11 protein-coding genes are annotated in these 14,258 nt (G+C 48.8%); 5 read left to right on the top strand and 6 right to left on the bottom strand.

The genetic code is table 11. The features are described 5' to 3' along the window. Positions 1 to 141 precede the first annotated feature (141 nt). The 4 genes from P5G61_RS07440 to P5G61_RS07425 form a co-directional block, all read right to left on the bottom strand. On the bottom strand, positions 142 to 1,038 hold the full coding sequence (locus P5G61_RS07440; RefSeq protein ID WP_301245905.1) for an SMP-30/gluconolactonase/LRE family protein: 897 nt from the start codon (positions 1,036 to 1,038) through the stop codon (positions 142 to 144). 15 nt (positions 1,039 to 1,053) lie between these two features. Continuing rightward, positions 1,054 to 1,716: an SGNH/GDSL hydrolase family protein gene (locus P5G61_RS07435; RefSeq protein WP_301245903.1), complete on the bottom strand. Its 663-nt coding sequence runs from the start codon at positions 1,714 to 1,716 to the stop codon at positions 1,054 to 1,056. A gap of 99 nt (positions 1,717 to 1,815) precedes the next feature. Further along, positions 1,816 to 2,604, bottom strand: coding sequence for an alpha/beta hydrolase (locus P5G61_RS07430; RefSeq protein WP_301245901.1), 789 nt, complete (start codon positions 2,602 to 2,604; stop codon positions 1,816 to 1,818). Positions 2,605 to 2,805: 201 nt separating this feature from the next. Beyond that, positions 2,806 to 3,639, bottom strand: coding sequence for an AraC family transcriptional regulator (locus tag P5G61_RS07425; RefSeq protein ID WP_301245899.1), 834 nt, complete (start codon positions 3,637 to 3,639; stop codon positions 2,806 to 2,808). 134 nt (positions 3,640 to 3,773) lie between these two features. On the opposite strand from P5G61_RS07425, the gene P5G61_RS07420 reads away from it, so the two are divergent. From P5G61_RS07420 to P5G61_RS07410, 3 genes are all read left to right on the top strand, one after another. Then, positions 3,774 to 5,801 (top strand): beta-galactosidase, encoded by a 2,028-nt coding sequence (locus P5G61_RS07420; protein WP_301245898.1) that lies wholly within the window; start codon positions 3,774 to 3,776, stop codon positions 5,799 to 5,801. A gap of 415 nt (positions 5,802 to 6,216) precedes the next feature. After that, positions 6,217 to 7,188, top strand: a complete 972-nt coding sequence (locus P5G61_RS07415) for a helix-turn-helix transcriptional regulator (protein ID WP_301245896.1) — start codon at positions 6,217 to 6,219, stop codon at positions 7,186 to 7,188. Between the two features lie 20 nt (positions 7,189 to 7,208). Continuing rightward, positions 7,209 to 7,892, top strand: a complete 684-nt coding sequence (locus P5G61_RS07410; RefSeq protein ID WP_301245894.1) for an AlkZ-related protein — start codon at positions 7,209 to 7,211, stop codon at positions 7,890 to 7,892. Positions 7,893 to 8,008: 116 nt separating this feature from the next. Here the strand turns inward: P5G61_RS07410 and P5G61_RS07405 are convergent, their stop codons facing one another. Further along, positions 8,009 to 9,523 (bottom strand): UxaA family hydrolase, encoded by a 1,515-nt coding sequence (locus tag P5G61_RS07405; RefSeq protein ID WP_301245892.1) that lies wholly within the window; start codon positions 9,521 to 9,523, stop codon positions 8,009 to 8,011. Beyond that, positions 9,523 to 11,037: a tagaturonate reductase gene (locus tag P5G61_RS07400; protein WP_301245890.1), complete on the bottom strand. Its 1,515-nt coding sequence runs from the start codon at positions 11,035 to 11,037 to the stop codon at positions 9,523 to 9,525. Before P5G61_RS07400 ends, P5G61_RS07405 begins: the two co-directional genes overlap by 1 nt. A 201-nt stretch (positions 11,038 to 11,238) precedes the next feature. Between P5G61_RS07400 and P5G61_RS07395 the strand changes: the two genes are divergently transcribed. Together P5G61_RS07395 and P5G61_RS07390 are read left to right on the top strand one after the other, a co-directional pair. Continuing rightward, positions 11,239 to 12,120, top strand: a complete 882-nt coding sequence (locus tag P5G61_RS07395) for an AraC family transcriptional regulator (protein ID WP_301245888.1) — start codon at positions 11,239 to 11,241, stop codon at positions 12,118 to 12,120. 135 nt (positions 12,121 to 12,255) lie between these two features. Continuing rightward, positions 12,256 to 14,253, top strand: a complete 1,998-nt coding sequence (locus P5G61_RS07390) for a GTP-binding protein (protein ID WP_301245886.1) — start codon at positions 12,256 to 12,258, stop codon at positions 14,251 to 14,253. Positions 14,254 to 14,258 lie beyond the last annotated feature (5 nt).

Below are 14,258 nucleotides of genomic sequence, written 5' to 3'. Positions count from 1 at the left end.
AATTCTAATTTTTGTATTTTTTTTCAGTATATCGCTTTCACTAACATAAAGAAGGCTGCTGCTTGATCCAGCACCCTTCTCCATTGACATGCTATTGTATAAAAGAAAAACACAATCCCGCTAACACGTTCGTTCCTTCATTTATTTGCTATCCGACTGTGTTACACTGCCAAACGCGTAGGTTTTCTGCCCTTTCACACCCGGTCTGACTACAAATAGAGATCCTGCATTCGGCGTCTCTAGCAGCCGCTCTTCACCAATACCAATCCGGGCAGTCGTAATATACAAATCCTCCAAATCCGGCCCTCCGAAACAACAGGATGTAACCTGATCCGCAGGTATCTCAATCTGTTGCAGCAGCTCTGCCGTATGGGGATTCCAGCGTGTGACTCTTCCTCCGCCCCAATGGGCAATCCACAGCATTCCCTCACCATCTACAGTCATTCCATCCGGAAAGCCAAATTCCTCCGGGATAGCAATAGCACTTGTCCGGTTCGTAAGTTCTCCAGCAGCCAGATCAAAATCAAATCGATCAACAGAACGTGTCGGCGTATCAATGTAATACATCGTTTGCTGATCCGGACTCCAGCCCAATCCATTGGACGTGGACACATCCCTGAACATCGTTCGAACAGGCTTTCCTTCCTCCAGACAATAAAATGCCCCCGTCTTGCTTTCGTTCTTCATGCTCATCGTTCCTGCCCAGAAGCGGCCATGCGAGTCACATTTCCCGTCATTGAAACGGTTGTTGTCCTTGCCTGTTTCAGGATCCTCAATCGGCTGCAGCTCTCCCGTAAGCAGGTTATAGGTGTGGAAGCCACTGCGCAAAGCAACGACAACCTCATCACCATGGTATGGGACAACCGCACCTACATGCTCGCCAACATCATAAGCCTGATCTTCACCTGTAGAAGGATCATATACGTGGACCTTATACCCTTCAATATCCACCCATAATAACCGATTGTGTTCTGCATCCCAGCTTGGACCTTCGCCCAGCAAGGCCGGGGTATGTACTGCAATGTTCAAGTTGCTCATGCCATCACATCCTTTTTATGATTTGACGCCGCCTGACCATTCGAAATCAATGGCATCCAGGAATGCTTTGGAAAGAACCATATGGCCTGTTGCATCGGGATGAACCCGATCATACGTCAGCACGGCCGTATAGAAATGATCCCAGAACGGAGTAAATGCAGCCTGTGTATCCACGAAAATGGCATCATATTCAGCGGCTACTCTACGAACAGCTTCCCCGTATACGTCCATCGTAGCCCGCATCGGATCTTCCGGGTTGGCTTCCAAATAATAAGGAGACATCAGAACAAGTCCTTTCAACCCCGGACGAACAGAAGCAACCAGCTCACGCAGTGTAGATTCATACTCCTCCAGGAAAACATGCGAATCTGTAGATAGTGGATTGTCAAATTGACGCCATACATCATTAATCCCGATCATGATGGTTAGCCAGTCCGGTTTGAGATCAAGCACATCACGGTCCCAACGCTGCTTCAAATCACGGATCGTATTCCCACTATTACCCACATTTTGAATCCGCAACATCAATTCCGGGTAGATGGAACGCAGCAGGGCATACACTTGTGCCACATAGCCATGCCCCAATCCAGAACTGCCCTCACCTACAGGATGTTCACGACCACAATCTGTGATCGAATCTCCGATAAAAAGCAGCTTATCATTCTTTTGCAATTTCATTGTCGTTTTCTCCTTCGCTCTCATAAGCGTTAAAATAGGTGAGATCATTCGTATTCATATTTCATAATCAGGAAAGACAGAGCTCAGCCAGCTGCAAGGTTACCACCCTTGATTTTTAAGCCAGGTCAGGCACAGGTCAGACCAGGCACGAACGGCATGGTTATCCTCTGCCAATCCCAGACCATGTGAACCTTTCTCGAAAACATGCAAATCATAGGGAATGCCATGCGCACCCAGGGCAAGCGCATAACGCAAACTGTTTTCCACCGGGACCGCCTGATCATCACTCGTATGCCAAATAAATGCTTCAGGGGCGTCAGCTTTCACCTGCTGCTCTGCACTGAAGGCCCTGATCTGTTCGGCAGTCACATCTGACCCAAGCAGATTTTCACGAGAACCGGCATGTCCATAGGATTCCATCGTAATTACCGGATAACAAAGAATAACCCGATCCGGGCGTGAACTCTCCCGTTCAATAGGATCTTCATGATCTGGCTGACCCTCGTCATACAAAGTTCCCAACGTCGCTGTAAGGTGCCCCCCCGCCGAGAAACCAAGCACCGCAATTTTGGAAGGCTGAATGCCAAATTGCTCGGCATGAGCCCGTACATAACGAATTGCACGCTGACCATCTGTCATTGGTGCCGGGTGCTGGTGAGGCGCCACGCGGTACTTCAGCACAAATGCACTAATTCCCGCACGGTTCAGCAATTCAGCGATTGGAGCTCCTTCATGGTCGGCCAAAAATCCATAGCCCCCACCCGGACATATAATGACAGCGCTCTCGGAACCTGGTTGAATAAATGGAATCAGATGGGGCATTTCATCCTCATGGCCCTTGGCTGCATAAGGTGCTGCATGGTCCCATAATGGTATAGTTGACGTCACTTCTATCATCCTCTCTAAATTGAACGGATACGTTGATCCGTATAATCGTTTTCCAATCTAAGGAATCGATACCATCATAACGGGAAGCACCCATACGCATCAATACCTTCCTGGCATCACTTTTTATTCAATTTGTAACAGGTTACACCGAATGTCCCTACTTGAACAGTGTTTTATAGCACATGGATTACCTCTCAATGATTAGTATAACGTTCGATACTGTTCCGGAGTTACGCCCTCAATCCGCCGAAATGTAGCCACAAAGTGGCTCGCATCCCGAAATCCAACCTTCGCTGCCGTTTCCTTGACGGTCAGTTTGCTGTTTCCTGTCATCCATTCTTTCGATTTGCGGATGCGAAGGAGTATGAAATAACTGTAGGCGGTCATGCCAAAGGATTGTTTGAAAATGGTATTCAAATGCCTTGGCGTAATGCCTGGAATGGCGGCCATCTGTTCAAGGCCAATATCGGGATCGGCGTAGTGTTCATTCATAAATGAAATTAACGGAGCCAGCCGTTCCACAGCATGCGAGATCGAAGAACGACTGCCCGTCATGCCATGCTTTTTGAGCAAAATCAGAAATCGGTACATGTCCGCTGACGCTTCCAAACCGGATAAATCCTGGTCACTGCTGATGGAACCCAGCACTTCCCGCCCATAATATTCAAGCGGGCTCTCCGAATCCCATTGATGAAGGGCAGCCTCCCCCAAACCAAGTGATTCTGTGATGGCCGGACACTGGGCACCTCCAAATGTAATGTAAAGTGTCTGCCACTCTCCCTGCGAGGGTACATACTCGTGCGGCTCATTGGGCGGCAGCAAAATGCCGGACGTCTCTCCCAGCAGTGCAGTTGAACCTGCAAATCTGAACTCTCCGGCCCCCTTCACCGTCTGAAGCCAGTGATAGCAGGGATAGCCCGCTGGTCTGGAGACACTCTCCTGATTTCCGTTATATCCGATGCTCTCGATGTAGAGCGGAAGCGGCCGATCCCGTGGGGTCATAAAATAGCGCCGATGATCGGGTGTGATGAGCATTGAGATTCTCTCCTTTGAACAAAAAAACAATATTACAGTTCCATATTCTTATATGTTTCATTACTTTTCTTATATTTTAAAAGTCATATTCATCATATAGTATAGAATTATTCTTATACAAGAGGTGAACACATTTGATTAGCAGCAAGTTACCCAAAATGTTCTACGGCGGCGACTATAACCCTGAACAATGGGATCATGAGACTCATCTTGAAGATCTGCGCATGTTCCAATTGGCAGGTATTGATATTGCAACCATCAACGTATTTTCCTGGGCACTGATTCAGCCTGATGAAGTCACTTATAATTTTGAAGGACTGGACCAGTTCATTAACAGTCTCTATGAAAACGGCGTTTACATTTGCCTCGCAACAAGCACTGCTGCACATCCAGCGTGGATGGCGAAGAAATATCCGGATGTACTGCGTGTGGATGCCGATGGACGTAAACGCAAATTCGGTGGACGACATAACTCCTGTCCGAATAGCCCAACTTACCGTAAATACTCCGAGAAAATTGCAGACAAGCTGGCGGAACGTTACAAGGATCACCCTGCTGTGCTTGTATGGCATATCTCCAACGAATATGGCGGCGATTGTTACTGCGATAACTGCGAGAAAGCGTTCCGCGTGTATCTCAAAGAACGCTATCAAACTCTGGAGCAGCTCAACAAAGCATGGAACACCAATTTCTGGGGCCATACATTCTATGATTGGGACGAAATTGTACTGCCAAGCAACCTGAGCGAGCACTGGGGAAACAACAATTCCACGTTCCAAGGCATATCGCTTGATTATTCCCGCTTCAACTCTGACAGTATGCTTGATTGTTATCGTCTGGAATATGATGCGATCAAGAAACATATCCCGGATTCGGTCGTTACGACCAATCTGATGGGATTCTTTAAACAACTGGACTATTTCAAATGGGCTAAGCATATGGATATCGTTTCTTGGGACAGTTATCCCGGCCTGGCAACGCCGGTCAGTTACACCGCTATGGCCCATGATTTGATGCGTGGACTGAAGGACGGTCAACCGTTCATGCTGATGGAGCAGACACCCAGCCAGCAGAACTGGCAGCCTTATAACTCACTGAAACGTCCCGGTGTCATGCGTCTGTGGAGTTATCAGTCCGTGGCTCACGGCGCGGATACGATCATGTTCTTCCAGCTTCGCCGTTCCATCGGCGCCTGCGAGAAGTACCACGGCGCTGTAATTGAACACGTAGGCCATGAGAATACGCGCGTGTTCCGTGAAGTCGCAGAGCTGGGCAAGGAATTGCAGCTGCTCGGTAACAAGACGCTGGATGCTACCGTTGATGCGAAAGTGGCAATTGTGTTCGACTGGGAAAACTGGTGGGCAATTGAGAAATCAAGCGGACCTACCGTTGCATTGAACTATGTAGACCAAATTCACAAATACTACGCTGCCTTCTTCCGCCGCAACATTCAGGTGGACATCGTTAGTGTGGATACGGATATCAGCAAATACGACATCGTTCTCGCTCCAGTACTCTACATGGTGAAACCCGGCTTTGCAGCCAAACTGGAGAAATTCGTTGAAGCAGGCGGTACATTCCTGACAACCTTCTTCAGTGGTATCGTTAATGAAAGTGACATCGTAACAACTGGTGGTTACCCGGGTGAACTTCGCAAACTACTCGGGATTTGGGTCGAAGAAATTGATGCCCTGCTGCCTGAGCAAAAAAACAGTATTGTCCTGAAAGAAGCTTATGGTGATCTTCAAGGAGAATATGGTTGTGGCATGCTGTGTGACCTGCTGCACAGTGAAGGCGCTGAAGTCATCGCCGAGTATGGAGACGATTTCTATAAAGGTATGCCTGTCGTGACACGTAACACATTCGGTCAAGGTGAAGCCTGGTATGTAGCTTCCGATCCGGAAGACCGATTCCTGGACGGGTTACTGGGACAACTGGCTGCAGCCAAAAATATTGATTCCCTTTTGAATACTCCGGAAGGTGTTGAAGTGACTGCTCGTACCAAAGGTGGACAGCAGTACCTTTTTGTCATGAATCACAATGCTACTGCCCAATCCTATGATCTCGGCAAGGCTAAGGCTCATGATTTGCTTACAGATCGGCCCCTTTCAGGTACGATTGAGATTGAAGGCCGCGGTGTGCAGCTGCTTGAAATGAAATAATTTTGGAAAACCGATGATACAACATGTTACACGCAAATCGCGTTGATTCATATTTGTAGCTTAAATGCGTGTCAATTGTTAAAATTTAAAGTATTATAGGATTGAACCTGTTTCAATCTGCTACTTCCCGTATCCGTTTAGACCGGATACGGGTTTTTGTCATTATTTGTGAGGTTCTCGGTTAGAAGGAAATCCCGAGAAGCGAAGCGAATTGGACGATACACACAATTTAACGACGCCCGCCGGGAAAAGGAAGCGGCCCCTCTGAAAGCAGGCGCTGCACTGTATATGGAATAATAATATCATGCTGCGAAATTATTGGTGACAACCATAATGTCACTTATACACTGCTATAATGAGAGGAACACTCCAGCATCCTTTCCGGCGGCGCAACCCTCGAAACGGAGTGGCTGACATGAATAGAACAAATCGGCTTGCCGCCATCGTTATGGCATTGCAGAACGGTCACGAAACGGCGCATTCACTTGCGGAAAAGTTTGAAGTTTCCCGTCGTACCATCCTGCGGGATATCCAATCACTCTCCGAGATGAATGTCCCGATCATTGCTATCTCCGGTCCCGGAGGCGGCTTCAGACTTATGGAGGGGTATGTACTGCCCCCACTGCAATTGGACCCGGTTGAAGCAGCTACTCTCATCTTTGCTCTCGAAGGCCTAAGCCATTACGCAGATACCCCTTTTCAAGAGAAACGCTGGACATTAATGGACAAGATCAAAAGTATTATTCCGGATGATGTCAAGGCAAGAATGGATCCCATGCTCAAACAACTGAAACATGACGTTCCGGAGCGGAACTACATCCTTCATCATTTGGAACCGCTTTTGGCTTGTATCCCGGAACAAGGGTGGCTGCGTATGTTATACCGATCTGCTTCTCGTCAACGCTGGCTTACGATCTGCCCTACTCGAATCTATGCTTCTGCCGGTTTCTGGTATTGTGAAGCGTATTCGGAGGAGCATGGTGAACAGCGCCTGTTCAGGGCAGACCGCATTCTGGACGTTAAGCCGGTTGAGCTGATCGAGTCACAACAACTGACTGAACAGGCTGAACGGCAGCGCAGCAAACCGAAATCTCCCGAGCGTTCTCCAACGCGCGTTACGGCACGTTTGAGTTACAGTGGAATGATTGAGGCAGAACAGGACAAGCATATTGGCGAACAGATGACCGAAATTGCTCCGGATGTCTGGGAACTTTCCTTTCTGTGCCCTCCTGGTGAGTGGGCATGGGCTGTACGATTCTTTTATCGACTTGGACGTGAGGCAGAAGTACTTGAACCCGAGAACCTTCGCTCCGAGATTCGCCAACATGCCGAGGAAGTAAGCCAGATGTATCTCACTTCCAACCATAATCGTTGCAGCACAAGTTAGAAAGGAGATTGCCGAATTCAATGAATGAGAATGAATCCATCGTAACTTACGAAGAAGCTGTTCAGCGAATAGAAGCTGTGGGACTGCTCCCACTCGCACCTTTATTCCCTGAATATCCTTCACTGTCCTCCATAACGCCTAAAGAAAACTGGCATAAGGATAACGCGCTTGATCCCTGGCTGTGGCGTTCACGTCTGGCCGAGGAAGGAATCGCTGCCTATGGAAAATTTGTCAAAAAGAAAGCCATCCTGGTCTCACGCGAATATTTCCCTTGGGTGCACCGCCTGCTAGCGGACTCCAGAGTCATGGAAGAACAGTATGATGCGGGTTTGATCTCTCGTGAAGCATTCAAACTGTATGAACGAATTGAGGAGCACGAAGGTATAGATGGTCGTAAATTACGTTCACAGGCAGGGTTTGGAGCCAAAGAGGATAAAAAAGCATTTGACCAGGGACTGCTGGACCTCCAGAGTGCTGGCGCCATTGTCATCTGTGGCACCAAGGAAAAAGAAGGCCTAGCTGAAGGCAAGGTCGCCTGGAACAGCTCTTCTTATGAGACCTCGGGCTATTGGATGAAGCGTCAAGGAATTAAACCGTTTGAGGGAAGCGTTGCAGACGCGAGCAAACTCCTGCTGTATCAATTGGAGCAACACGCTTCTGCGGCTGCACTGACCAAAATCAAAAAAGCCTTTGCCATGAATTGATTGATTGAAATATGTGTATACGACAAATCCCGGAAGCCGAAAAAGAAGCCGCCGGGATTTGCGATATACGTTGATGATGGATGAGTCTAATTGCATGGCAGCGGACCGAATCCGGATTACAGAATGACCCCATCCTTGAAAATCGCAATTTCCCGAAATCCATGCTGCTCGCTGAGCGTATGCCCCCGTCCTGAAGCAATATCGATTAGTTGGCTGAACAGCTGTACTTTCACATCTTCCATCGTCTTTCCTTCCAGCAGTTGACCCGCGTTAAAATCGATCCAGTGTTTTTTTCGATTCGCGAGATCCGATTGGGTGGCAATCTTGACCGTAGGCACCGGGCCTCCAAACGGTGTTCCGCGACCTGTTGTGAAGAGAACAATATGTGCACCCGCAGCAGACAGTGCCGTAACAGACACGAGGTCATTGCCCGGGGCTTCCACAATATTCAGGCCGGTTGAAGTGACACGTTTACCATAACGAAGCACATCAACTACGGCAGAGCGCCCTCCCTTTTGCGTACATCCCAAAGACTTTTCTTCCAGCGTCGTAATGCCCCCTGCTTTGTTCCCTGGTGAAGGATTTTCATATATATTCTGACCGTGGTTCACAAAGTATTGCTTGAAGCCATTCACCAAGTCTACCAAATCATCAAATACCTGCTCACTGGCCGCCCGATTCATCAGAATAGTCTCCGCACCAAACATCTCGGGAACTTCGGTCAATATGGCTGTGCCTCCTGCAGCAACCAGCATATCTGCAACGGAGCCCACTAGTGGATTAGCCGTAATCCCTGACAAACCGTCCGAGCCACCACACTTCAATCCAATTTTGAGCTTGCTCAGAGGCAGCGGCTGACGCTCTTCATGTTCAACAAGCTCCACTAGCTCTTCCATCAGACGCAGTCCTTCTTCAAGCTCGTCATCCGTTTCCTGCGCTTTGAGAAAACGTACTTTCCCCTGATATTCCGGTGCAATACATTCGCGGAACTGATCTACCTGATTGTTTTCGCATCCCAACCCAATAACCAGCACACCGCCAGCATTCGGGTGCTCGACCAAGGAAGCCAGCACCTGCTGCGTATATTTCAGGTCATCTCCCAGCTGCGAGCAGCCGAACGGATGCGGGAAATGGTAAACCCCATCCACCCTGCTGCCGAACTGGGACTGACCCATACGAGCCAATGCTTCACATACTTTATTAATGCAGCCAACCGTATTGACAATCCAGATTTCATTACGGATACCTGCTTCACCGTTAGGTCGCAAATATCCATCGAAGGACCGTAAATGTTCTGGAGGCATGTCCGTCTGAACAGGTGGTGCGGGCTGATACTGATATTCCAGCAATCCGTGAAGTCCTGTTTTCAGATTATGGCTATGAATCCAGCTTCCCTGCTCAATCTGTTCTTTGGCTATCCCGATGGAAAAACCATATTTCATCACATCCTCGCCCGGTGCGAGGGTATGCACAGCAATTTTATGGCCTTTGGGCACATCATCCCTTAGTGTAAAAGTAGAGCTGTCTGGCAGCGTGATGCTTTCCCCTTTTACATAATCTCGAAGGGCTATAATGACATCATCCTGCGGCTGAATTGCAATCCAGTCATTAACTGTATGGGTTGTGTTCATCAACTCTCACCTTCCAACAGACCTATTTCGTGAACGAGTGCTTCGCGAAGTCCCTCTCGATCATCCAGATTTTCTCCCCAAATCGATACATCAGACAATACGGCAGCTACACGGCGGTCTAATTGCTGCTTATCCCTCATCAGTGGCTCATAACTGTCCCAGTGCTTGGCGAGTGCAGCCAATACATCGACATCATCCCGAAGCAGGACGGACTCACCGTTCAGTCGCTGTCCCATATAACCGTCTGGCGTGTTCATCGGGCGATAAAGACACAGCAATCCCGCAAACCCTTTCACAAGCCGAAGAGGCCAGTTTCCCTGTTTTTGCTTATAAGCCATAAGTGTAGGCAGCACACGAACCTTGAACTTTCCTACTGTATTTAATGCAATATCCTGCAGCTTGTGATTAATATACGGATTGAGAAATCGTTCAAACACTTCTGCTGCGTACTCATCCAGATTATGATCCGGCATATCCAGTGCAGGCACAATCTCCTGATGTACCGCTTCTCTGACCCATGAGCCAAACTCCGGGTCTTCCATTGTCTCTCTTACATGGTCCTTGCCTTGCAGAATGCCGAGCGATGACATGAGTGTATGAGCACCATTTAGAATACGAACCTTGCGCAGCTGAAAAGGTTTCAGATCCTTCACCCAGTGTACGTTGAGTCCCGCCTGCTTCAAGGGCAGTTTTTTATCCAGTGCTTCATCTGCCTGAATGGCCCAGAAATGATACGGCTCTGCCGTATTGATCAGTTGATCCTCATATCCCCAGCGATGGGCCAGGGAATCGGCTTCTTCCTTGGTCGGTGCACCCGTGACAATCCGGTCAACCAGATTGTTCAAAAACAAGTTATGATTTTCAATCCATGAACGAAAACCTTCAGAATAACCAAAATCCTTACTATGCCGCAGTACACAACTGCGCAGTACATCCCCATTGCCTTCAAGCAGCTCACACGGCAGGTGAATCAATCCTCTGGATGGGTCCCCATCAAACCGCAGATAACGGTGATGCAGAAAGACCGTCAATTTACCCGGAAACGATTGTACTGGTTCACCCTGCAAGTACTCCGAATACGTATACTTCAATCCCGATTCGGTTGTATTGGAGATGACAAACTCCAGGGAAGGCAATTCCGCAATCCTCAGAAAATCCTGCCATTCTTCGTAAGGGTTAATACACTGTGAAAAAATCGAGATCATTTCCGTGCGTTCCACCGCTTTTCCCTGTGAAAGACCTCGGGTAATCATCGTATACAATCCGTCCTGATTACGAATTTGTTCCAGCTTTGCCTTTCCCCCGGGCCGAGGCTGGGTCACAGCAACACTGCCATGGAATTTACCTTGTCTCGCACTCTCATGAAGCATCCAGTCTGCAAACCCGCGCAAAAAGTTGCCTTCCCCAATCTGCAGTACCTTTACGGGACGTTCCATCACTTCTTTGCACTTGCGCTGGCTATCACTTCCGAGCAGATTCAGCTTTAGCCCTGGTCTTTTCGTGCTCGCCGACATGAACACTCACCTCATCGTTTTATTGTCATATTTAGATGTCCCGCTGCACGCCATACTGCCTTCATTACTTCCATTGAAAACGCTTTAAATTCATTGTATCATCAATAAAAGGAAATTTAATTGCTTATATTGCGGTAAATGTACTCTTTCATGACCAGGTGTACTACCATTTTTGTGATCAATGTTTCGAAAGGAGATCGAATGGAACGTTCGCCCGTTCGTAAGACCATTCAGGCGGAATCGGGGATACCCTTTCGTCTGGTGTATGCAGATACCAAGTCCCCCCAGAACGAGCTGCCGGATCATCTTCATGACTGGCATGAAATTATTTATGTATATCGGGGTAAGGGCACCATTTTCATTGATACCGGTCTTGAAGATATGCAGGAGGGCGATTTGTTCATCATTCCAGGCAGCACGGTACATCGTGCATTGCCAGATGCCGGGAATCCGGTGACTTCGTCGGCCTTGTTCTTCAGTCCAGGATTACTGGCCTCCACAGCGGGAGGCAGTGCATCAGCCCTGCTCTCTCTATTTGAACGCTGTCGCAAGCGCAGGGTGTACAAGAGGCATCTGGATGCCAAGGAACAAACCCAGGTTGCTGCGCTCATTGACGACATTCATGCAGAATTTCAGTTGGACCATCACCTGAGTGCTCACGCAGCACTGCTGCGGTTGCAGCTCTTACTTATTGATTTGGAGCGCTTGGAGGCAGCCGGTCCGGCAAGTCCTGTCAAAAGTGTTCCTGGACCAGGCTGGTTAGCCTCTACACTGGCCCATATGGACGAAGAGCTCCGCAGTGGTCTTTCCTTGGCGGAACTGGCACGGCAGGCAGCCGTATCTCCGGCTCACTTCAGTCGTGCCTTCAAAAGGTATACTGGCATGACGCTAACGGACTATGCCTTGGCTCGCCGGGTCATTATGGCGAAAGAGCATCTGCTTCGAAGTGATGACACGATGGCCGTTGTTGCCGATGCCTGCGGCTTTGAGAGTCTGCCCCATTTTTATCGACAATTCAAGAAGCAGACGGGCACCACACCAGCTGCCTACCGTAAAACCATGAAGAGTCAGGATCAAATGTGATTGCATACCATCCTGAAATGTAGAGAATTGTCTGAGTGTAACATATTCTTCCATACACTCCATGTGGTATGATATAATACTGAATTACAATGTCGGAAACGATATGTTTCTGCTGCCAGAGGAGCCTTACATCCCATGTTAAACGAACTGAATCGCAGAAATATCGGCATCTTCGCACACGTCGATGCAGGGAAAACAACAACGACGGAACATATGTTATTCCAAAGCGGTGTCGTACGTAGCCCAGGTCGCGTAGATGACGGAACAACGGCAACAGACTCTCTGGATATTGAAAAGGAACGAGGCATTTCCGTTCAGGCGGCTATGACCTCTTTGATCTGGAAAGATACAATTATTGATCTGATTGATACACCAGGACATATTGATTTCAGCTCTGAAGTAGAGCGATCCCTACGTGTTATGGATGGGGCCATTCTGATTGTGTCCGCCGTAGAAGGGGTTCAATCCCAGAGCGAGACCATCTGGCATGCTCTCCGCTCGCTCGGAATTCCTACCCTGATCTATATTAACAAGATGGATCGGATTGGCGCCTCTGCTGAGACGGTTATCGATCAGATCCGCTCCAGCCTCTCTCCCTTCATATGCGGAATTCAATCCTATCGTATGAATGACGACGTGTTCGACGGTATTGACACCCTCTGGAACGCGAGTCAAACAGAGGTGATAGGCTCCCCTTCATCCATACCCGGCCTTTTTGAATTACTTGCCGAACTGGACGAAGATCTGATGGAAGCCTACATTAATGGTGAAACGCTGCCTGCTCACTTGCTGGATGAAGCATTTCGCAAACAGGTACATCAGGGCGTAGTGTTCCCGATTTGTTATGGTGCTTCGGGCAAAGGGATCGGCGTAACTGAATTGCTGGATGCCATCATTGAATTTCTTCCTGCACCTGCACAGCCTCAAGATGCTTCGGTATCCGGGGTAGTATTCAAAATTGAACGGGATAAAACAATGGGCCGTACAGCCTATGTTCGCATGTATGGTGGCAGCGTGTATAATCGGGATACGATCTATAACTCCACTCGGGAGCTGGAAGAGAAAGTAACCCAGATTCGCAGGATGGATGGACGGAAATGGGCAGACACGGGTGCTGTTCATGCCGGACAAATCGCCGCACTGTACGGACTAAGCGAAACCCATGTTGGTGACATTATTGGCAGCCCTGAAGGTGTGCCGCCTGTACCACAGATGGCTGTTCCCTTGTTGACCGTGCAGGTCCATGGTAAAGACACGGCACGTTATCCTGACCTTGTAGCGGCATTGCAGGAGTTGACAGACGAAGATCCCCTGCTTGATCTGCAATGGTTGCCTGAAGATCGGGAACTGCATCTTAAAGTCATGGGAACCATTCAGCTTGAAATTCTGTCCAGCCTGCTGATGAGTCGTTTCGGACTGGATGTCGTATTCGACCCACCTTCCGTCATCTATAAAGAAACTCCCCGTTCTTCCGGGGAGGGATTCATCGCGTATACGATGCCCAAGCCGTGCTGGGCCATTCTTCGATTCAGCATGGAGCCTTTGCCCCGTGGCAGCGGCCTGATCTATTCATCCACCGTCCGAACGGATCATCTCCTGCTTCGTTATCAGAATGAGGTGGAGCGCCGTATTCCCGAAGCATTATCTCAGGGCTTGCTAGGATGGGAAGTTACCGATCTGCGCATCACGCTAATTGAGGGAGAGCACCATGTCTGGCATACCCATCCACTGGATTTTGTAGTAGCCACGCCAATGGGAATCATGGACGGACTGGCAAGCACCGGTACAACCCTGCTGGAACCTATTCTGAATTTCCGGTTAACCGTACCGGAGGAGTACGGAGGCAAGGCGCTCAGTGATCTCGTACATATGCGGGCAACCTTTGAAGCACCGATCATCGGAGGCGGAAGGTGCATCGTCGAAGGACGTATGCCTCTGGCAAGCTCCATGGATTATCCGGTGAAACTGCGTTCAGAGACGAGTGGACGTGGAGTGCTGACCACTTCTTTTGCCGGGTATCAGGATTGTCCTTCGGATGTGACACACACGCGGAAACGCAGAGGCGTTAACCCGCTGGACCAATCCAAATATATTTTAAGTGTTCGAAATGCGATTCATCATAATTGGAGTTGACTTTG

It is taken from the genome of Paenibacillus vandeheii (assembly GCF_030433635.1).
GTDB lineage: Bacteria > Bacillota > Bacilli > Paenibacillales > Paenibacillaceae > Paenibacillus > Paenibacillus vandeheii.
This window is presented reverse-complemented; position numbering and strand designations above follow the sequence as displayed.

Coding starts and splice junctions, on each gene's coding strand:
- P5G61_RS07405 (WP_301245892.1), bottom strand. CDS start 9,523: ATGAACACAACCCATACAGTTAATGACTGGATTGCAATTCAGCCGCAG.
- P5G61_RS07390 (WP_301245886.1), top strand. CDS start 12,256: ATGTTAAACGAACTGAATCGCAGAAATATCGGCATCTTCGCACACGTC.
- P5G61_RS07395 (WP_301245888.1), top strand. CDS start 11,239: ATGGAACGTTCGCCCGTTCGTAAGACCATTCAGGCGGAATCGGGGATA.
- P5G61_RS07415 (WP_301245896.1), top strand. CDS start 6,217: ATGAATAGAACAAATCGGCTTGCCGCCATCGTTATGGCATTGCAGAAC.
- P5G61_RS07425 (WP_301245899.1), bottom strand. CDS start 3,639: ATGCTCATCACACCCGATCATCGGCGCTATTTTATGACCCCACGGGAT.
- P5G61_RS07400 (WP_301245890.1), bottom strand. CDS start 11,037: ATGTCGGCGAGCACGAAAAGACCAGGGCTAAAGCTGAATCTGCTCGGA.
- P5G61_RS07410 (WP_301245894.1), top strand. CDS start 7,209: ATGAATGAGAATGAATCCATCGTAACTTACGAAGAAGCTGTTCAGCGA.
- P5G61_RS07435 (WP_301245903.1), bottom strand. CDS start 1,716: ATGAAATTGCAAAAGAATGATAAGCTGCTTTTTATCGGAGATTCGATC.
- P5G61_RS07440 (WP_301245905.1), bottom strand. CDS start 1,038: ATGAGCAACTTGAACATTGCAGTACATACCCCGGCCTTGCTGGGCGAA.